Genomic DNA, 17,883 nt, shown 5'->3' with positions numbered 1-17,883 from the left:
TGAACGGGTACGTGCTACGCGAAGTGCTACTCGGACCGAACGGGTCCGACCACCACCTGGCGAACCGTGCGCCGCGGGTGCCGGTCCCGGTCCGAGCCGAGGAGGCACGGTGACGGTGGTGGCGCTACCGCAGTGGGCGCGTGAAGATCACGGCTGGTGGGTCTGGGCGCACACCGGGTGGCCGGTGGACGCCCCCGGGCGGATCGAGGACCCTCCGCAAGCGTTCGCTCCGTCCGCCGAGGTGTGCTGGAAGGTCGCGGTGTGGCTGGACCTCAGCTGGGAGAACGGCGAGGTGCTCGGCGGAAACTACGGGGGCGGGTGTCCGCGTGGCAGACCGTGGGATGGTGCGCGACCGGGCAGAGGCCCAGCTGATCGCCCGGTCCTACGCCGCGCATCGCGGTCCGTACGCTCGGGCCGACGTCCTACAGCACGGCCCCGACCTCGGGTACGCCTCCCTGGTCCACGACAGCTACGTCCGGCCGCTCGACGCCCTGGAGCGCCCCCGCCCCGCGGTGGTGCCCGGTCCGCGCCCGGTCTCCCGGGACCGGACGGAGATCCCCGAGCCGGTGTGGCACGTCGCCGAGAGGCACCCGCCCACGTCCTCGCTGATCGTGTGGACCGGCACCGGCTGGCAAACCTGGTCTGGACGGGCTGGCAGACGTCCGCCATCGCGGCCGCGGTCGGCGTAGGGGCCGACGGGGCCTTCGCGTGGGCGGAGAGCTGGGGGCCGCAGCACCCGGACCGGGTCTGGCGGCCGCGGCATCCGGACCGGGTCCTGCACGACTGGACGCAGGAACGCCGGGAGCTGTGCGCCCGGCTCCCCGACACGACCTACGCGGAGCGCTCCGCGCTGATCGACGCCGAACGGGCCGCCCAGGAAAACGGGCTGGTGGCTGCGCTCGCCGACCGCGGCGCGATGACCCGCGAGGAGTCGTCCGCGCGGCTGGAGCGGGGCGGGACGGTGTACCGGCCGCTCCTCGACGTCGGGCAGGCCACCATCTGCCGAGCACTGCACACCGCCCGCCGGGCGCTCCCGGAGGGGCCGGAGCTGACCGCGGTCCGGCACACCATCGACGAACTGATGTACCGGCACGTGCGGCCCGCCGGGGCGGAGGGAATCGCCGGGGCGGAGCGGATCGCCGGCGCGCAGCTCGACACCGAGATTCTGGCTGGCCGCGTGTTGGAGAAGCGCGGCAGGCTTCGCGGAGGAGATGGCCTCGGAGGGGGACGGTGGCTTCCCCCACGTGGGGGAAGCCACCGTCCCCCTCTCGTTCCACAGGACCGTCTGAGTCGGCCGCGCAGGCTGATGAAGCCTGTCTGGCGAAGCGTGACGATGTGTGGCGTGAGCATTCAATCGAGCGACTCGACGGTAATCTCCGCAGCGGCGCCGCCCCGCTGGGCTGTCTGCGCTGCGCACCTGACGACATGGGTGGTCCTGCCGAGCGGACTGTGGCGCATTGCCCTGGTGCTCGGATACCCCGCCGGATACACCGACGTTGGCTTCGAGAGCTTCCAGACGATCGCCGCGAAGGTATGGATGCTGTCACTCAGCGTGCTCTGCGAGCTCGCAGCTTTCCTCACCATCGGTCTGGTACGGCCGTGGGGCGACGTCGTGCCCCGCTGGATACCGCTGATCGGAGGGTGAAGAGTCCGCCCCATGGCCGCCGTGGTCCCTGCCGCCCTCGGCGCGGCGGCCCTGACCGCACTCTGGGCCTTCACCCCGTGGTGGTGGACCTTTCCTCACGATGACATGACGCCCACCGGAAGCCTCGTGGTCGGCATCCTCTACCTACCGCTGTTCCTCTGGGGCCCGCTCCTCGCCGCCGTCACCATCTCCTACCACCGCCGCCATCGCACCCCGCGCCGCCCAGCAGGGATCGCCGTGTGAGCGCCCGCCCAGCGGCAATTCAGTGGCTGGCTTTGTACGCGTCGAACAGCAGCGTGCGCACAGCAGTTCGGGACTCACTCTGGCCGTAGGCGCCGGGACGTAGCGCCAGCGATCCGGGCGTCCGCGGGAGCCGGGTCACCAGGGACAAAGCGCTGGCTACGGAGCCAGGTGACCGATGGCCCGGCTACGACGCCGTCCCGCGGCCGGCCGTGGCGTACTGCCTCCGGTTCTCGTGAAAATCGACCTCCGGTCTCAGCCGGTGCCTCCCGAAGTCATGACGAACGGGCTTCGCGACCCGTGTACGAAGCCAAGGCGGAGTGTGGGCGGCTCGGCCGTGTCCTGCAGCGTTGGTGTGTCGGCCTTCGTCACTGCTGGCCGGCGATGGTGGGCGATCAGGAAGCGGCGTCGGCAAGGATCGCACGACGGGCGTCGATCGCGGCGGCGAGCAGACTCTCGTCCAGCATCATCTCGCCGTCCCGCGTGGAGTCGTTGACCGGTATGCGGGTACGCCGGTCGATCAGTGCCGTCAGCGACGGCAGCGCGGGCAACGCGTACCGGCCCATTCGTGCCAGGCCTCCCGAGTAGTACTCGCCAACCCCGTAGTCACCGAGGTGCGGTGTCATGAGAGCGAGAATGCGGGGCAGGACGGTGGGGCCGGCGTGCCGCAGCCATAGTGGAGCGCATATCGCCTGCATGCGTCCGGGCCGTTTGAAGGTGAGGTTGTACAGCTGGGCAGCCTGCCGGAAAGTCAGCGGACCCGCGTCCAGCAGGGCCCCGAAGATCTCAGGGGCTCGGTGAAGCCGCCCGGTGTCCACGGGCTTGGCTTGAAGGACCGCGGTGGCGGTGGCGCTGTCGTACGACGGCGCCGGACTGCCGTCAGGCCGACGTGCCTTGGGGTACGGAGTGAAGGGAACCCTGGCGACCAGCGCGCCATGCGCGTGCATCGCGGCCTCCGAGATGGAGGCGGTGGTGAGGGCTTTGGCCATGGCCGGGCTGATTCCTCGTCCGCAGTGACGGACGAGGAGGGGCAGGAGCTCGATCGGGGCCGCCCGCCAGTCATGACAGGCCTCCCGGGCCAGGTCGGCGCCGATGTCCTGGGTGGCGGGATCGGCAAGGAGCCGCGCCACCAGGGCGTAGACGTGATGCTCACGCCCCAGCCCGTACAGGACCCGGCCCCAGCGCCACCCGACGCCGTCCAGGTGGCGCGAGGCCTCCCGGGCCTCGGCGAGCAGCGCCCTGTCGATCGGGAGCCATTGCTGCGCAGTGGCGACGCTCAGGGTCTCCAGCCGGGCAAGGAAGCGGACGGAGGCCAAGGAGTCGTCCTGCAGGCGCGTGACGGAGCCCCGCAGCCACTCGGCGAGGGCAGTACGCACCACGGGCTCGGTGAGTTCGCCGAGAGCCCTGAGCGCAGCATCGTTACCTCCGGCGTGCACGACGAGATACGCGGCTCGGCGCCGTACCACGGCGTCAGGGTCGGTGAGCCGAGCGAGCGCGGCCTCGGCGGCATCAGGCCAAGGATGTCTGGCCGCGGCGGATGACAGGAGGTCCATGACCTCACGGCGTACGAACGCGTCCTCAGCCCGGGAGAGCTGAAGCAGCCGGACGGGCACGGGACCGGTGCGGTCGGCGCGGATCGCGTCGAGGACCGCGATGCGGGCAGGGTGGGCGGCAGTCGTGGCGTGTCCCGCGGACACGGCCTCGTCCAGCCACTTCATCGGACGGGGCGGTGGCCGCCCTTCCGTGCAGAGAATTCGCTCATGCGGCTGATCATGTCACGCGCGGCAACCGCCGGGCCACGGCATTGATCCTCCGAGGCAGTCCCCCTCGGCCACTGCCGCCAGCTGGAACACTCCCGTCCCACGGTCACCTGCGGAACGGCGGTCATGTACGTGACGGCCGGCGGCACCCCCGCCGGCCCCAGCCGCGAACGGCTCCGCGCCCTCGCCCACGAGCCGCACGACCCCCACAACACCACCGCCCGCATCGGAGCGAGGGGCAACACCAGGGCTACGGCAAGCGCATGATCACTTCTCGACCCGCGGGGACCATCCGCTCCAGGCCGGTTAGTCTCGGGACATGCGGATCTCCGTTTCCTCGGACATGGACGAACCCGTGGCTCGCGCACTCCTCGGGCAACTGCGCGACCGCGGACACGACGTGGTGACGTACGGCGCGCTGAACCCCGGCGACGATCCGCAGTGGGCAGCCTGCTCGGAGGCGGCCGCCCGCGAGGTCGCCGCCGGGAACGCCGACCAGGCCGTCGTGTGCTGCTGGACCGGTACGGGTGCGTCGATCGCCGCGAACAAGGTTCCCGGCGTACGCGCAGCCCTGTGCACGGACGCCTACACGGCGGACGGTGCGCGCCGCTGGAACGACGCCAACGTGCTCGCGCTCAGCCTGCGCCTGACCTCGGAACCGCTGCTCAAGGAGATCCTCGACGCCTGGTTCGCCGCCGAGGCGAGCACGGACGCCGAGGACCGAGAGAACGTAGCGCGCGTCAAACGGCTCGACAACACCAGCACCACACCCTGAATGAACGCGGCGAGCCTCCAGCCGCGAACGCGGAAGGTCTCGTTGGCGAGCTGCGTGCGGACGATGGCCGCCAACCCGGAAATAGCGCCTCGGCCGATGCCAACACGGCCTGCGGAACGGACTCTCACTCCGCCGGAGGAGTGGATACACCGCAGGAACGACGCGCTGCCCCGCCATGACCGTTCCAGGCTCGCGGGCTTCGCCGCACGCAGCGGGTTCACCTTCATCCCTCGGAACTGGTGAGCCTCTCGATCTTCCGGGCCGCTGCCTCCGCCTGGTGCCGCGCCTTCGCGGCGGCCCGCCCGGCATCCCGCAAGGCGGTGGCAGCGTCCGCACTCACCGCTCGTGCCGTCTCCAGCCGCTCCCCCGCGGCCCGTACATCCTCCTCGGCCTCCCCTACCGCCGCACCAGCCCGGTCTGCCCGCTCCTGCGCGGCGGCGTGCTCCTCCTCCAGACGCTCCGCCTCCCCTTGGGCCTCGACCAACGCCGTGCGGGCCGCCTCCACACGCCCGTACCGCGCCCGTCCCGCAGCAGCATCCGCGTCCGGTGCCGGTGCCGGTGCCGGTGCCGGTGCCGGCTCTGCTGGTGGCACCGTCTCCGACCGGGATCCGGCGGGGCCGACAGGTTGCTTCCACCGTGGCGGTGCGACGCCCGGATCCGGTTCCAGGCCCGTGAACCCCGACACCGCATCCGGAGCCTTCACCAGCCGGCCTTCCGCCCACCGCTCGGCGACGTCGGGATCGACGAGGACCGCGTGGAGGATCCGCTCGACCTCGTGCAGCACCGGCTCGCTCACCACCTGCCCGGCCTCGGCGGCCAGTGTGCGCGCCGTACGCGCGAGCTCGCCGATCACCACATGCTGATCATGCGACAGCTTTCGCAACCGTCCCGCGTCCAACGTCCGGTGCGCGGCACGCAGCGCCTCACCGAGCTGGATGAGGCTGTGCGCTTCCTCCGGCCGACGGCGCGCCAGAAGACCGGCCGTCCACGCCGCGATCGTCGGCCTCCGCAACGCCGCGACCGCGGCGGCGAGCTGCCTGTCCCCGGCCTTGCGGGCTCTGGCCGCGTACGCGTCCCGGACCTTGGTGAACTCCGACGGCCGCAGCCCGTACAACTCCACCGCCACCGACTCCACATCCATGGGCGGAAGTCTCCCGCCCAGGCCCGGGACCGTCCGACACCTGCCAGGACACCGCGCGTCGCGCGTGCGGGCTCCTCGCCCTCACCGCCGTCCGGCACGCCCCGGCACTGGTCGAACGGCGCACCACCTTCGGATGGATCCCCCTCGTCGCCTCACTGGTGGGCCTGGCGATATCCGTCCTGCGCCTGCCCATGCCGCCGATCGTCGTCCTCGCCGCCACCAGCTGCGCCTTCCCCCTGTCCTTGCGCCGGGCGACGCCCTGATCCGGTCACGGCGGGACGTGCGGCGCACGCCCCGCCGGTCGGCCCGGCCCCCTCCGCACCAGCCGCCGGGCAACCGGGTGCACCACCTCGACGTCCCGTACGAGCACGTGGAGACGGAAGGGGCGTCCCCGCTGGGACGGTGGCTCTCCGATCAGAGGCGGGCCTACCGGGCCGGGACGGCGGCCGGGGAGCGGGCGGCCGAGCGGACGGCCGAGCTGGAGGAGCTGGGGATCGTGTGGGACACCGCCGACGCCGCCTTCGAGCAGAACCTCGCCGCCGCACGCGCCTACTACGAGCTGCACGGAACCCTCGCGGCCCCACGGAACGCCACCATCCTGGACATCGCGATCGGGCAGTACCTCACGAACATCCGCCGCCCCGGCGGACTGGGCAAAAACCCGGGCCGGGCGCTGCGGCGGGCCGCCGCGCTCGCCGCCATCGCCCCCGACTGCAACCCCCGCGAGCTCGGGTGGACGGTCGACCGGCAACGCCACTACGCCTACCTCGCGCAGCTCCTGGCCGAAGGTGCGCGGCTGACGGCCGTCGTCCCCGGCGTCACCCGGACGGCGAAGACATCGGACGCTGGCTCACCGCCCAACGACGGAACTGGGCTCAGCTGAACGAGGAACAGCAGCGCCCACTCGCCACGCTCGGCGTGAAGAAGGCCCGGGCCCGCAGGGTGGTGGCGAAGACGGCTGCGGCGTTCCGGGCCGCTCGCGGGCGGCGAAGCCTTCCAGAAGGCCTCCAAGCCCTCGCGCAGTACGAGGCGCAGGAAGGCCGGCTGCCGGGCGGGCCGTCGTCGAACGGCTCCCCGACGGCACCGAGCATCGCACCGGCATCTGGATCGGCAACCAGAAGGCCCGACGGGGACCAGCTCGACGCCAGCCAGCTCGCCGCGCTCGCCGCGCTCACCGAGTTCGGCGAACTCGGCGAACTCGGCGCCGACTGGGCTGCAGGATGACCTCCGGGCTCGGGAAACGAGCTCGACGCCGGACGCGGACCATCCCCGCCGGCGCGAAATCGGCATCCGCTGTACTCCTGAGGAGTGACGCAGAACCTTTCCGGCCCTCTGTGGCGCGTTGACAGGGAAGGGATTCGCCTGGCCTAAAAGATCGGCGGCATCCCGCGCGGGCGCCGCACGACACAAGTGGAGTCGACCATGGCACCCGTACCGAACGGCACCTACACGATCACCCGCCCTCCCGAGCAATTGCTCACGTTGCTGGACGGGGCATCGGAACCCAAGACACCCGTTGTCCTGCTGCCTCCCACCGGCAACCCCGGCGAGCAGGAATGGCAGTTGGAGAGACTCAGCAACGGCAACTACACGATCCGCAACCTGCGCAGCGAAACCTATGTCTCCTACGACGGCGACCCGGAGATGAACAAGCCGGTCGTCGGATACCCCGAGCCCCGCGAGTGGGCCCTCTACCAGAGCGACAAGCCGCACACCTTCCACGTCGTCGTCCCCGGCGGCCCCGTCGATGGCGAGGAGCTGGCCCTGGACCTCAGCCTGCTGCGGATCTTCCCGCCCCGTATCGCCCTGAGGCCACTCGAGGTCAGCGACCGAAACCAGGCGTGGACCTTCCAGTTCATGGAGTAGATGCGTGAACCGGGTGCCCGGGTCGGCAGCCGCCCCGGGCACCACTCCGCCAGCACAGCCCTTTCGTCCGCCGGTTCAAGTGCCTCAGCCCCGGATGCCCGACGGTGACCATCGCCGAACAGATACCCAAGGGCTGCTGGACGTGTGGTCCGTATGTCCCCGGCCTCGTCGGCTCTGGGGTCAGGCGATGTCTGCGTACCAGATCCGGCTCGGCGGGCCCCCCGGGTCGGAGTCGAAGCGCTTGGGCATCCCGGGCCTCAGCACGGAGCGCACCAGCTGCCACGTCCGCTCGATCGCTTCGCCGGTGAAGCCGCCGAACTCCGGCGTGACCTGGAGCAGCACCGCGCCGTCACGCAGGGTCTCGACCCGGTGGAAGTCACCGGCCGCGGCGATGCCGTCGCCGCCACCGAGCTGCGCGGCGATCTCGCACGGGATCACCATCAACCACTCGTACCCGCGCAGCAGTCGCCGCGAGTCCGGCAGCGTCATGGAGGGCAGCGGCGGGCCGACCCGCTCCTCGTGCTCGGTGCGGCCCAGCGACAGGCCGTACCCGAACTGGGCGTAGGACGGGTTCACCTCCTGCGAGAAGTCTCGCAGCAGCCCCGTCATGCTCGCCTGGGCAGCCGGCCCGAAGCGCCGTTCGGAAGTCTCCGCGCTGAGCCTGACCCAGCCCTGGAGCTCTCGTCGCGCGCGACACCCATCCGCAGCAGCTCTCCACCGGGCATGCCTTGGTCGTCCAGCCAGTAGACCGCGGTCTCGGCCAGCTGCACGTCCAGGGCCAGCCACTTGCGCAGCATCGGCAGGTTCTTGCGGGTCAGCACCCGGGAGCGGTTGCTGACCCGCCCGCGACTGACAATGTGGGCGCTGAGGAAGCCCCAGAGCGACCCGGGCGGGCCACACGGCACCGACTTCTTGAGCGACTCCTCCACCTGCCCGGTGGAATCGAGGACCGCCGGGAAGGACTCTCCCTCCAGGCGGACCGCGCCTTCGGTGAGCCAGCGCCAGGCGAGATCGGCCAGCGCCTCGGTACCGCGGTACTCGGTGTCGATCTCACATCGGATCTCGCGCATGCCGGCTCACCATTCCTTTCGGGGCAGCTGCCGGTCGAAATCGGACGTCGCCCCAGCCGCGCAGTGAAGACCGAACTCACCATCATGGCGTGCACCCGTCGCGGTGCCAGCACGGTAGCCGCCCGGACGGGGGGCGGCTGACAGCGCGAAGGGGTTGGCGGGCCGGCGTCGTGCCTTGGTGTCCAGGCAGGATGCAGGGCTGCTCCGTTCGTCACGGAGGACATGATGCCGTCCAGGTCCGTTGCCCTTGAGGCCGGACGCACCAGCCGGTCTTTGCGGAACAGCACTTGCACACGAGATGGGGTCCTGGCTCAGGTTCTGTGGATCGGCCACGCTGAGTCTCGGATCGGCACGTGGATGGCGCGGCCCTCGAGAGCCCGCCCTCCGGAACCGGGCCGCAGCTCGGAAGGGGCTGCCTCTTACACGCGTGACCTGATACGCGTTGATCATGAATGCTGAAACTCTTGACCCGACGGAACGCCTGCTCGCAGAACGGGCCTGTGAGCGGCTGACCGTCGGGTTCGTCCATCGGCATGACCAGGACATCGCCACCGTGGACTTGGCGGCCAGTGCCGTGAGCCGCAATGGGGCTGCCGGCAGCCGGCAGCCCCATTGCGGCGGCAGAGAAGACGGTATCGGGGGGGACAAGGTGGGCTCGTGGTCGCGGGCTTCGAGGTGGCCTGCCCCGATGGGGTGAACCGTCCCGAGGCTCGCCCGCCACCTCGCTGGCCCGGCCTGCCGGACGGATAGCGTTTCATCCTGTTCTGTTCACAAATGAGGCAGGTGTGGCATGACCCAGGTCCTTGAGTATCAGAGCAACGCCATCGTCGAGCTGCTGAGTGTTCTCCCGGCGGACCGCGATGCGGAGTGGCTGAAGAACTCCCTTCAGCAGGCGATCATGGTGGAGATCGCGACCATCGGCCCGTACGCGAGCGCCCTGTGGTCGATCAAGGAATCGAATGCGGCGGTTGCCAAGAACATCCGGGAGATCATCTTCGATGAGATGACCCATATGGGACTGGTGTGCAACATGCTCACCACCATCGGAGGGACACCGGTCCTCGCCGATCCCAAGGTGGTGCCGAAGTACGAGCGCGCGCTGCCCGGGGGCGTGCGGCCTGAACTCATCGTCTTCTTGGAGGGGCTGACCAAGGACTCGGTCGAGATGTTCTCCGAGATCGAGCGTCCGGATCGCCCGGTCGCCCAGTTCGGGACCTTCGCCACCATTGGGGCCTTCTACACCGCGATCGAAGAGGCTTTCGAGGCCCACCAGCATCTGATCAACGGCGACCGGCAGATCGACTTCTCCCTTGAGAGCCACGGCCAGGGCAACAAGATCGTTGCGCTCGACAGCATCGAGAAGGTGCGAGCCGCGATCGAGATCATCAAGGAGCAGGGCGAGGGCACCTCCGCCTCACCCGAGAACCCCTTCCCCGGCAAGCCCGGCGAGCTGGCGCACTTCTATGTGTTCCGGGAGATGTTCCGCGGCAAGAAGCTGATCAAGACGTCGGAGAATCCGGCCGTCTGGGACTTCAAGGGCGACGATGTCCTGCTGCCCCCGGCCTTCCCCATGGGGCGTGTGCCCGAGGGCGGTTGGACCAACGGCGGGCTGAACGCACCCACGCCCGAGGTTCAGCAGGTGCTCACAGCGTTCAACACACATTTCAGCGAAATGCTGCGGGCGCTGCAGGCAGCCTGGCTGACGGGTGACTCGGACATGCTGTTCCCGGCGATCGGCCACATGGGCCGGATGCGCACCGAGGCGCGGAAGCTCGTTCAGCTGGAGCTGCCCGACGGCAGCGGGAAGACCTACGGGCCGGAGTTCCTGTACGTCGAGGAGTGAGAGCCTGCTGCCTGCTGCCTGCTGGCAGCGACCGGCCCCTCTTCCGACAGCCCGTTCTGGGCCAGTTCCGCCGTGCGGACCTCTGGCCTCTCCTTGGTCCAGCGGTGCAGCAGCCTCACCAGATGGCCCAGTGCCAGGGGCACCGCCGTCACGACGACAGCAGGATCTATCCGCGTGCTCCTTCACGATGGCGGTGCTGTGCGCTCTGCGTCTGCCCCCCCTAAAGGGTGTACAGAAGGGTGAGTGCGGGCAGGTCGGCGTGTCGTCTGACCTGGTGTTTCACCGTGTCATGGCGAGGTTGTACATGGTGGCGCCGCTCTGGACGATGTGGCGCGGGTCCTCCCCGCGTGCGCGGGGAGGACCCCGGTGCTCAGCTCGTGGGTTCCCACGGACGTGCTGCTCCCCACGAATGCAGGGATGACTCCCTCCGCGAGATCCGAGGACGGCTCGCGTTCATCTGCTCCCTGTGCACGCGGGATGGCCCCCACGGGTAGCGTGACTGCCAATGTGATGAGCGTGGTGGCTCTCGGCCAATCAGTGTCTGCCCCTGTGCCCCATGCCGGATGGCGGAAGGGGCCCGGAACCTCTGTCCCCTGTGGTTGGTGTGGAGTGTTCACCGCGTCCGCGGAGCAACCGAAACGAGACGCGGTCCCTGTCGAGGGGGAACGAGGTCGGCATATGAACGGATACGGTCGGGCCCGCCAACGCCGGCAGCACTCGCTACGGCGGCTGCCCAGCGGCATGCGCCGAAGCGAGGGGTGTCACCCCCAGCCACGCAAGCCGACCCTGCTGTGTCTTCTACGGACCAGGGACCGACGAACAAGGGATGAGCGCGCAGATGAAGACGACGATCCAGTCAGCATTGGGCACCGGACTGCTGCTCCTGGCCGCCATGACGGCCACCAGTGGCTCTGCCGCCGCCCAGGTGGCGGGAGCAGACGCCCCGGCCGCACACCAGGCCCGGCTGACAGGGCAGTGGACCGAGTCCGTCGACAAGGACCGCCCGGGAATCACCCTCTACATCCAGAAGCTGACCTTCACCGCGGACGGCCGCTTCGAGCAGATCAACAACGTGATCTGCAACCTAGACAATTGCCCCGTGTTCAAGATCGGCGTCAACACGGGCACCTACCGCACGGAGGGAAGGACCATTCACCTCGACGGCAACCTCTCGGACCTCCACGGCGCCGTCCGAAGCAGCAACACCATCGTCCTGGACAAGCACGTTCTTCACCGCACGGCCGCCGACGCCTCGGAATAGCTCACCGGGCTTTGGTCTCGAGCCCGACGCAGAGCAGCGGCCTCAGACGCCGTATCTTCGCGGCGCCGTGCCCGGGCGGCCTCAATGGGAGCTACGCCGCTGGGCTGGGATGTCTGGCCCATCGCTCCACCTCCCCGGCGAGCTCCTGGGAGCGGTGGGTGAGGCAGACGCTGCGGGTCGGTAGGGCCCTGCGGGCGCAGAGCGTCGCACCGTCACGGCCGGAGCATGTCCCCGGCACCGACGGCGCGGCCAAGACATCGGCCTCCTCGCGGCAGAGCCTGTACAGGCCAGTGTCGACGGCCCGGCCGGTCTGGAGGACCACGCATCCACAGCCGGCGCACGAAGTGTGCTGTGGGCCTTCGGGCTCCCGGGGTACCGGGACCCGCGCCGGGCGCCGGGCGCCGGATCGCGACTTCCAGCTCGCGGTCGGCGCAGTGCCCGGACGGACCAGGCCGGGTGCCATGCTGGGGGCATAGGCCCTGCTCGAGGCTCTTCTCGCGCTGGCGGGCGGCGTACCGGTCTTGGACGGTCTCGGCGCACAGCTCGCACACCGCGCCGGTCCGCCAGATGATGCCAGCCTCGCAGTCCTGGCAGCCGCAGCCCCGGGGCAGGGCCACCCCGAGCAGCCACCGGTCCGGGTCGCGGATGTCAGAAACCGCCCCCCGGGGCCGGGCGGGCCGCCAGCCGGTGCTGGAGACGGTCATCGGCTGTGCCCTCACACAGCTGACGCCCCACCTCACGGGCGATCTTCCGGACGACGAAAGCCCTGGTGACGCGTTCCGGCAGCACGTGGACCGGCTCCAGCACGGAGTAAAACTCTGGGCTCATGGCCAGCTGTGGTCCGGCGTACGACGACCCGGACGACCCCCCGCCCTGCTGCTGCGCTTTTCGCCGTCCGGCTTCGGGGAGGGCTGGCTGATCTCACTCGCGCGCAGCGCGACACCACCCTCGCATTCCGAGGCCTCGGCCTGGTCCAGCCGTACCGAGGGGTGATGGCCGAGCAGGAGCGGGCGCTGTCGGGGAGACCCGGGGCCGGGAGGCGGCCGCGTGCCGTCGCTCTCCCCGACCTGCTGCATGCGGCCGGTGAGCAGGGGCCACTGGCGTGAGCCGATCAGGAGACCCGCTTCCCGATCCGGCAGGACCTCCCGCACCATCGACACCCTCTGGGAGTGCGAGGGTGCGGACCATCCCCGCAGGCGCGGGGTCGACATTGTCTGAGCTGCGACTCTATCGGCCAAGGTAGCTGTCTTCGTTCCGTTGCCTGCTTCATCAGGAAGCCTCCCCCACCCCCCAACAACTGCCGGTCCCTTCCCGCATTACGCGCTCCTGCCACATACCGACCGGCCGATCGGCCAAGGCATGGTCGTCTGGCGCCTCCGGTTGAGGGACCGATGACGCAGAGCGCCCCTCCGGAGGGAGGGGTGCTCTGGTTGTGCGTGCCGGTTCAGGCAGGTGGGTCAGGTGCGCTGCACCAGGTGGTCGACCGAGAAGAGGAGGTGGTCCTCGCCATAGTGGAAGCGGCTGGCGAGGGCCTCGTAGCGGGTGTACTGCTCCACGGTGAGCGGCAGCTGGAGGACCTCCACTGTGCGCAGGAGCAGACGGAACCCGAGGTCGGGGTCGACCTGGGTGGCGATCTGTTCCAGGGCTTCCATCACCGTGGTGCCGTCAAGGGGGTGGAAGTCGGGGCTGACCGCCGTGCTCGCGGCGAGGGGGGACATGTCCCGGATCTCTCGCAGGACCTCGTCGCCGGCACCAGTGGCCGGCGGCGGGGCCGCCGGGACGTAGGCGGGTGCGACCTCGGTCAGGTGCTCCTCGCACACTTCGGCGACCTGCTCCAGCCACTTCCGGCCGCTGACGCCGGACCGGTCGATGTTGTAGCCACGGTCCGTTGCCGCCAGCCACGAGACGGTGATCGCGTCATCGGACAGGCCGGTGTCGAGCACCCGACGTGTGTCCTCCAGGAGCACCGCTGCCTCCGAGCCCGGAGGGCGCTCGTAGCCGTCGGCCTTCACGGCAGCCGCGACTGCCTCGCGGGGCGTGCGGTAGTGCCAGCCCGCCGTGAATTGCCTGGCGAGTCGGGAGAGCCCGAAGTCCCCGTTGAGGCCCTGCCGCGAGGCGGTGCTGACCGGCGGCCAGGTGATTGCGAGGCCGTCGTGAACGGCGCCCGGGGGGAGGCCGAACTGCCAGCCGAGGGCCAGCAGGCGGTGGTACTGCCCGTACGGGACGGGCACGGAGTGCGACTTGAGCGCGCGGAGCAACAGGCGCATGCCGAGATCGGCGTCGGCGTCGGTCACCACGTGTTCCAGGCAGTCGACGAGCTGCGGCAGCGGAGAAGCGTCCATCAGGGCCGGGGTCGTGACGCGGAGTTCCGCCACGACCGCCTGGCACAGCTGCGAGTCCCGTACCGGCCGCACCGGCGGTTGCGTGCAGGACGCCTTGTTCTGCCGGAGCCGTGCGGTGGACACTTCCGAGATCCGCTCCAGCCAGGCACGGCAGGTCATGCCGTGGCCGGTCGGGTCGAAGGCGTTCCCGGTAGAGGCCAGCCACACCGTGTGAAGGACAAGTTCCGAGAGCTCGGACGCCAGCAGGCGGCGGGCGTCCTCGCCCAGCTCGACGGCTTCCTCGCCCTCTGATCGGTCGGCCAGCTCCTCCGCGAACCGGAGCGCGGCGGCCGGGCTGGTGGCGGAGCCGGGACGGCTGAGGCGTTCGGTCAGGGCGGTCAGACCGAAGTCCTCGCCGTAGCCGAGTTCGTAGTAGGCAGGACGTTCCCGGGTCATGGAGCCACCTCTGTGGGGAATGCGGTCATGATGGCGTAGATGCGGCGGCCTTCGGCGAGCGGTGTGCGTGCGGTGGGGTGGTCGCCGCGGGGGGCGGCTGTGTGGGCCTTGCCGAAGACGGCGTTCAGGAGGCTGAGGGAGGGTCTGTTGTTGCTGAGGGCGATGGCTTGGTCGGTGATCAGGTCGGCGATCGGGTAGTGCCGCGCCTTCGTGGACGAGGGCGATCTCGGCGCGGTCGCGGACCCCGACGCGGGTGTCGAGGTCTTCGGAGGCGTCGGCGGCCTTCGCGGCCATCCGGTACCGGTACACCGCCCTCGCGTCGTCCGAGCCGGGGAACGTCTTCGCGTACGGGGTCATCGGACGGGCCGCGACCGGTCACCGGCGCCGGTCGTCGAGCTGCTGCTGGACGGTGGCGAGCTCGGCGCTGACGCGGCGACGCGGCGCTGGATGTCGGCCGCGCCCAGGCTCATGTACTCGGTGCCGTAGACGGCCAGCTTCGCCTCCCACGCCTGCACTGTGGGGCCGCCGGTCAGGCGCGCGGCGAATCCTGCGGTGAGGAGGTCGGCGGCTATGGGTGGAACCGGCGGGCCGGTGGACGCCGCCGTGGCCCGGGCCGGTGAGCGGCGTCGAGTCGTCCCGTGCGGGGCGTTGAACCGCCCCGCACGGGACTCGCCGGCGTCCCTCACGGGCGTCGGCGCGGTGCACGGCGTGTGCCGTTACGCCGAACGGCGCCGACGGGCCATGGCGTACAGGGCTCCGCCGAGCGTCAGGGCCGCAGCGCCGAGTCCGCCGGCGGCCAGCGCGGCGGATCCGGTGTTGGCCAGGTTGCCGCCGGTACCGCCGTTCGGGCCCGGGGTGTTGCCGGTGCCCGTGCCGGTGCTCGCGGAGGCCGAGGCCGAGACCGAAGCCGAAGCCGAAGCCGAGGGCGTGGTCGAGCCGGACGGGCTCGGGGAGGCCGAGGCGGACGTCGACGGGGTGGGCTGCGGGTCGCTGGCCGGCGTCACGGTGATGGTGAGCGCGGCCGTGTTGTTGCCGAGGTCACGGTCGATGTCGGCGATCTTGAGCTGGCCGAGGCCGCGGTCTGCCTTGTACCGGTACTCGCCGTGGTACGTGCCCGGCTTGACCCACGATTCGATCTTGAAGATCCCCTTGACCGAGCCGCCGGTCCCGCCGAACACCCGGCGCCCTTCCGGGCCCGGGCGGCCGCTGACGAAGCTGATGCCGGGCGGCAGCACGAACTCGGTTTCCACCACGGTGCCGTCGAGGGCCGTGGTGGCGACGGACCCGGTGCCCTTGATCTGCCAGCCGGGGTTGAGCAGTACCTGGCCGCCGGCCGGGCCGCTGCCGGTGGCTCCATCCACGGTGAAATCGGGCTGGTTCGCGGGGTTTCCGACCGGCACCTCGCGGCCCCAGAAACCCCACTCCTTGAACGCCTCGGACGGTGTGACCTTGATGGCGGCGGCGGTTCCCTTGACCCCGCCCTGCTCCGGCTTGTAGATCTGCTTGCCGCCCGGGGTCCAGGAGACGTAGAAAAGGTCCCGCCACAACTCCGGGGTCGCGGTGATGTTCAGCCCCGTGTCGAGCCGGTAGTACTTACCCGGCTCGAAGGTGCCGGTGAAACTGCAGAACAGGTACTCGTCACGGTACTCCCGCACGGGGTCGACCTTGAAGTGTTCGCAGTTCGACGGCCGTTCCTGAGGATTCAGTTCCAGGCCCGGCGGCAGGTGGACGCTCAGCTCCGCCCCCTGGACGGGCTTGTCGCCGGAGACTTTGAAGCCCAGACGGAGGCTCTGCTTCTGGCCGTTCTCGACCGTGGTGTCGAGGAGCTCCTCGGAGGTGACGAGACCGCCGAACGGGTCCGTGTCGCCCTCAGGCCGGTTCGGGCCCTGCTTACCGACCTCGGTGGCCGGCTTCACCGGGGTCGGCACCGGCGCTGCCTGGGCAGTGGTCGCGGCGCCCAACACCACCGTACCGGCGGCCAGAGCCGCTCCGATCCGCCGCGCTGCAGTGCTGTGTGTGCGGTTCAACCGCATCAAGATGGTCCCCCTCGTGTCACATGGGTCAGGCGTTCGAGCACACCCGACTCCTGTACGACCGACAGGGGGCCCGATCGGTTGCCTGGAATGATCAAGAAATCGGCGGACGGAGCTGGGCGCCCGACTCACCCGGGCACGCTCCGAACTCGCCGCAGTCGGGCTTTCGTCGAAGAACAAGACATTCCCGTGGCCGACGCACTCACGATCCAGACCTACGAGAGCGAACTACCGGCGCTGAACGAACAGTTCCGGGCCCTGGACGAAATTGGGCAGGCCGGACCCGTCCACCCAGCGTGAGCGCCGCGAGCATCAGCAAGCCGGCTGCGCGCCCGGCGAGCCGCCGGCGCCGTACGCGACTGCGAGACACCGCCCGCCCGCATGATGCCGCTACGGGTTCAGTACGCGGACGACCTCGTCAAGCCCAACATGCCGGCCGAGGCGCAGCACCTGTTCGCCTCTCTGAGCGTCACGACCTGTCCTGCCTGGCTGCCTACACCGGCTTCCCTCTCCCCCGTCGGCGGAGAACGACCATTGCGGCCTGTGCAGCCACGAGTTGCCCCACGACGACGACGGGCACCTGACGCTCGGCACCTCCGACGTCGAACGCCGGCCGGATGGGGGGTGGCTGGATGGGGCCGGCTGGATGTCGCCTCCGAGATTCAGGACCACCAAGGCCCGCTTGAAGGAGATCACCGCGTGCGGCGAAAGCCCCGACAGCTCACCCGCCGCGCTGAAGCTCCAGGCGGAAGACGCCGCACTCGCCGAGGAGCAGGCCGCCGCCGCGGTCGGCCGGGCGACGTTGCCCAAGGTCGCCCCGTTCCTCGCCGCTCGTGACGACCTCCAGCGCCGGGGCGAGGACGTCCTTCGCCACCTTCAGCACGCCGAGTACGCGATCAAGCTCCAGAGCGGGCTGGAGAAGCGAGCCGCGCTGGTGGAACGGCACGAGATGCAGATCGCCCGCCTGCGGGAGGAACGCGACCGGCTGGGAGATGCCGCGCAGGACCGGGACCTGATCATCGGCCGCATCAGCGGCCGGTACAACGAGCTGCTGCGGCAGTGGCGGTACCCGAAGTTCAGCCAGTCGATGGTCGATACGAACTTGACTCGTACGTGCGCGGCGACTCCTACCGCGAGGCCTCATCCGGCGCCCGAACGCTCCTGACCCTGGCCTGGCAACTGGCCGTCTTCGAAGCGGCCATCGAATCCTCGGCCACCCACCCCGGCTTCCTCATGATCGACAGCCCGCAGAAGAACCTCGGTCACTGCGACACCCGAGACGCGGTGATCGCAGACGCGATCGCTATCGCCCCATCGCTATCGCCATCGACGACTTCTACCGCCACCTGACCAGCCAGCTGGCGGAGGAGGGGGCCGGAGCACAAGTGATCATCGTTGACAACGGTCCGCCATCGCTCGGGAACCGCCCGATACCCCGTCAAGGTCCGGGTGGTTTGGTGTGTAGTTGCACA

19 protein-coding genes are annotated in these 17,883 nt (G+C 70.2%); 11 read left to right on the top strand and 8 right to left on the bottom strand.

What is annotated here, in order from left to right; translation table 11 throughout:
• The first annotated feature begins 326 nt into the window (after positions 1-326).
• From OG594_RS44405 to OG594_RS47270, 3 genes are read left to right on the top strand one after another with little or no spacing between them, the layout of a single operon-like run.
• On the top strand, positions 327-689 hold the full coding sequence (locus OG594_RS44405; RefSeq protein WP_266608253.1) for a hypothetical protein: 363 nt from the start codon (positions 327-329) through the stop codon (positions 687-689).
• Positions 614-1,645, top strand: coding sequence for a hypothetical protein (locus OG594_RS47275; protein WP_323185462.1), 1,032 nt, complete (start codon positions 614-616; stop codon positions 1,643-1,645). Before OG594_RS44405 ends, OG594_RS47275 begins: the two co-directional genes overlap by 76 nt.
• Before the next feature lie 12 nt (positions 1,646-1,657).
• A complete protein-coding gene (locus OG594_RS47270) occupies positions 1,658-1,888 on the top strand; it encodes a hypothetical protein (protein WP_323185461.1) in 231 nt (76 codons plus the stop codon).
• Positions 1,889-2,280: 392 nt separating this feature from the next.
• Here the strand turns inward: OG594_RS47270 and OG594_RS44395 are convergent, their stop codons facing one another.
• Positions 2,281-3,603, bottom strand: coding sequence for a hypothetical protein (locus tag OG594_RS44395; RefSeq protein ID WP_266608252.1), 1,323 nt, complete (start codon positions 3,601-3,603; stop codon positions 2,281-2,283).
• A gap of 361 nt (positions 3,604-3,964) precedes the next feature.
• Between OG594_RS44395 and OG594_RS44390 the strand changes: the two genes are divergently transcribed.
• Positions 3,965-4,420, top strand: coding sequence for an RpiB/LacA/LacB family sugar-phosphate isomerase (locus OG594_RS44390; protein WP_266608250.1), 456 nt, complete (start codon positions 3,965-3,967; stop codon positions 4,418-4,420).
• Positions 4,421-4,643: 223 nt separating this feature from the next.
• Here OG594_RS44390 and OG594_RS44385 read toward each other — a convergent pair whose 3' ends face one another.
• Positions 4,644-5,561 (bottom strand): hypothetical protein, encoded by a 918-nt coding sequence (locus tag OG594_RS44385; protein ID WP_266608248.1) that lies wholly within the window; start codon positions 5,559-5,561, stop codon positions 4,644-4,646.
• Between the two features lie 280 nt (positions 5,562-5,841).
• On the opposite strand from OG594_RS44385, the gene OG594_RS44380 reads away from it, so the two are divergent.
• The 3 genes from OG594_RS44380 to OG594_RS44370 all read left to right on the top strand — a co-directional run bounded on the left by OG594_RS44380 (position 5,842) and on the right by OG594_RS44370 (position 7,427).
• A complete protein-coding gene (locus tag OG594_RS44380; protein WP_266608247.1) occupies positions 5,842-6,444 on the top strand; it encodes a helicase associated domain-containing protein in 603 nt (200 codons plus the stop codon).
• A gap of 35 nt (positions 6,445-6,479) precedes the next feature.
• Positions 6,480-6,785, top strand: a complete 306-nt coding sequence (locus OG594_RS44375; RefSeq protein ID WP_266608246.1) for a hypothetical protein — start codon at positions 6,480-6,482, stop codon at positions 6,783-6,785.
• 198 nt (positions 6,786-6,983) lie between these two features.
• Positions 6,984-7,427, top strand: a complete 444-nt coding sequence (locus tag OG594_RS44370; protein WP_266608244.1) for an RICIN domain-containing protein — start codon at positions 6,984-6,986, stop codon at positions 7,425-7,427.
• A 180-nt stretch (positions 7,428-7,607) separates the two neighbouring features.
• Here OG594_RS44370 and OG594_RS44365 read toward each other — a convergent pair whose 3' ends face one another.
• Positions 7,608-8,036 (bottom strand): hypothetical protein, encoded by a 429-nt coding sequence (locus tag OG594_RS44365; protein ID WP_266608242.1) that lies wholly within the window; start codon positions 8,034-8,036, stop codon positions 7,608-7,610.
• Positions 8,033-8,497, bottom strand: coding sequence for a hypothetical protein (locus tag OG594_RS44360; protein ID WP_266608240.1), 465 nt, complete (start codon positions 8,495-8,497; stop codon positions 8,033-8,035). The genes OG594_RS44365 and OG594_RS44360 overlap by 4 nt, the downstream gene beginning before the upstream one ends.
• Positions 8,498-9,287: 790 nt before the next feature.
• Between OG594_RS44360 and OG594_RS44355 the strand changes: the two genes are divergently transcribed.
• Complete coding sequence (locus OG594_RS44355) at positions 9,288-10,340, top strand: ferritin-like protein (RefSeq protein ID WP_266608238.1); 1,053 nt, start codon at positions 9,288-9,290, stop codon at positions 10,338-10,340.
• A gap of 826 nt (positions 10,341-11,166) precedes the next feature.
• Positions 11,167-11,601, top strand: a complete 435-nt coding sequence (locus tag OG594_RS44350; protein ID WP_266608237.1) for a hypothetical protein — start codon at positions 11,167-11,169, stop codon at positions 11,599-11,601.
• A 648-nt stretch (positions 11,602-12,249) separates the two neighbouring features.
• Here the strand turns inward: OG594_RS44350 and OG594_RS44345 are convergent.
• The 4 genes from OG594_RS44345 to OG594_RS44330 all read right to left on the bottom strand — a co-directional run bounded on the left by OG594_RS44345 (position 12,250) and on the right by OG594_RS44330 (position 16,405).
• On the bottom strand, positions 12,250-12,429 hold the full coding sequence (locus tag OG594_RS44345; protein WP_266608235.1) for a hypothetical protein: 180 nt from the start codon (positions 12,427-12,429) through the stop codon (positions 12,250-12,252).
• Positions 12,430-13,058: 629 nt separating this feature from the next.
• Entirely contained in the window at positions 13,059-14,378 is a 1,320-nt protein-coding gene (locus OG594_RS44340) for a hypothetical protein (RefSeq protein ID WP_266608234.1), read from the bottom strand.
• 353 nt (positions 14,379-14,731) lie between these two features.
• Positions 14,732-15,064 (bottom strand): hypothetical protein, encoded by a 333-nt coding sequence (locus tag OG594_RS44335; protein WP_266608232.1) that lies wholly within the window; start codon positions 15,062-15,064, stop codon positions 14,732-14,734.
• Between the two features lie 30 nt (positions 15,065-15,094).
• On the bottom strand, positions 15,095-16,405 hold the full coding sequence (locus tag OG594_RS44330) for a hypothetical protein (protein WP_266608230.1): 1,311 nt from the start codon (positions 16,403-16,405) through the stop codon (positions 15,095-15,097).
• Between the two features lie 652 nt (positions 16,406-17,057).
• On the opposite strand from OG594_RS44330, the gene OG594_RS44325 reads away from it, so the two are divergent.
• The gene (locus OG594_RS44325) at positions 17,058-17,576 is read left to right on the top strand and encodes a hypothetical protein (RefSeq protein ID WP_266608228.1); all 519 of its coding nucleotides are present in this window, start codon (positions 17,058-17,060) and stop codon (positions 17,574-17,576) included.
• A complete protein-coding gene (locus OG594_RS44320) occupies positions 17,525-17,761 on the top strand; it encodes a hypothetical protein (RefSeq protein ID WP_266608227.1) in 237 nt (78 codons plus the stop codon). The genes OG594_RS44325 and OG594_RS44320 overlap by 52 nt, the downstream gene beginning before the upstream one ends.
• Positions 17,762-17,883: the final 122 nt, after the last annotated feature.

Source organism: Streptomyces sp. NBC_01214 (assembly GCF_026340975.1).
GTDB lineage: Bacteria > Actinomycetota > Actinomycetes > Streptomycetales > Streptomycetaceae > Streptomyces.
This window is presented reverse-complemented; position numbering and strand designations above follow the sequence as displayed.

What these genes read in the sequence shown, in the direction of transcription:
- OG594_RS47270 (WP_323185461.1), top strand. Translation starts at nt 1,658, where the DNA reads ATGGCCGCCGTGGTCCCTGCCGCCCTCGGCGCGGCGGCCCTGACCGCA.
- OG594_RS44395 (WP_266608252.1), bottom strand. Translation starts at nt 3,603, where the DNA reads ATGAAGTGGCTGGACGAGGCCGTGTCCGCGGGACACGCCACGACTGCC.
- OG594_RS44390 (WP_266608250.1), top strand. Translation starts at nt 3,965, where the DNA reads ATGCGGATCTCCGTTTCCTCGGACATGGACGAACCCGTGGCTCGCGCA.
- OG594_RS44385 (WP_266608248.1), bottom strand. Translation starts at nt 5,561, where the DNA reads ATGGATGTGGAGTCGGTGGCGGTGGAGTTGTACGGGCTGCGGCCGTCG.
- OG594_RS44370 (WP_266608244.1), top strand. Translation starts at nt 6,984, where the DNA reads ATGGCACCCGTACCGAACGGCACCTACACGATCACCCGCCCTCCCGAG.
- OG594_RS44365 (WP_266608242.1), bottom strand. Translation starts at nt 8,036, where the DNA reads ATGACGGGGCTGCTGCGAGACTTCTCGCAGGAGGTGAACCCGTCCTAC.
- OG594_RS44360 (WP_266608240.1), bottom strand. Translation starts at nt 8,497, where the DNA reads ATGCGCGAGATCCGATGTGAGATCGACACCGAGTACCGCGGTACCGAG.
- OG594_RS44355 (WP_266608238.1), top strand. Translation starts at nt 9,288, where the DNA reads ATGACCCAGGTCCTTGAGTATCAGAGCAACGCCATCGTCGAGCTGCTG.
- OG594_RS44350 (WP_266608237.1), top strand. Translation starts at nt 11,167, where the DNA reads ATGAGCGCGCAGATGAAGACGACGATCCAGTCAGCATTGGGCACCGGA.
- OG594_RS44345 (WP_266608235.1), bottom strand. Translation starts at nt 12,429, where the DNA reads ATGAGCCCAGAGTTTTACTCCGTGCTGGAGCCGGTCCACGTGCTGCCG.
- OG594_RS44340 (WP_266608234.1), bottom strand. Translation starts at nt 14,378, where the DNA reads ATGACCCGGGAACGTCCTGCCTACTACGAACTCGGCTACGGCGAGGAC.
- OG594_RS44325 (WP_266608228.1), top strand. Translation starts at nt 17,058, where the DNA reads ATGTCGCCTCCGAGATTCAGGACCACCAAGGCCCGCTTGAAGGAGATC.